Genomic DNA, 677 nt, shown 5'->3' with positions numbered 1-677 from the left:
AGCTTCCATCAATATTCCAACTAAACCAGTTTTTTACCATACGTCCACCATTGTTAAATTTGGGTAGCTTATCTCGATACAGGACTAAGGCGTACTCAGTCGCACCAACAATTCTCATGTTAGCTTTCAGTACTTGGGCAGAAGTTTTTTTGATAAATACCAGCGGTATGTAATGTTTGAACCCATATCTTTTGCCATAGTCGATTACCATGCCTAGTTGTTGAAAGGCACAAAACACAATCATTGCCGGTGCTTTATTGGTCTCTTTAGGTTCTTTAATTAACATGTGCGAGCAAAAGTGCATGTACTCTGCAATTCTGAAATCTACGTCTGTGTTAAAGAACGTTGCATTTGCTTTGTCACTTTCGCCATTTTTATTGTCTCCGCCATTGTACCAAACAGGATTACTGGCATACGCATTATTCGCCAAATTGTAAGGTATATCGGCGATTACCAACTGCGCCTTAGGTATCCCATATCTTTTGTAGTTTTGAAAATTATCATTAAACAATTTAATTTTAGGTAACATTATTTATCTTTGCCATCTTTATCTTTACGCCATACTGCTCGTGCCATAAAATATGCTCCTTAAAAAATGATTATTCATATTTGCCTAAAACATCAAATGCAACAGCCAATATAACTATAAATATATAGATAATACCTAGTATTCCTAG

At 35.7% G+C, this 677-nt stretch carries 1 protein-coding gene; it reads right to left on the bottom strand.

Annotation, left to right across the window (positions count from 1 at the left end; all coding sequences use genetic code 11):
- A partial coding sequence (locus AC2JF7_RS09035; protein ID WP_500728359.1) for a DNA-methyltransferase occupies window positions 1-529 on the bottom strand: 529 nt, incomplete at its 3' end.
- Between the last annotated feature and the right edge of the window lie 148 nt (window positions 530-677).

The organism is Lactobacillus sp. XV31L (assembly GCF_059900865.1).
Note: the sequence above shows the minus strand (reverse complement) of the source record. Positions and strands in the feature narration are given on the sequence as shown.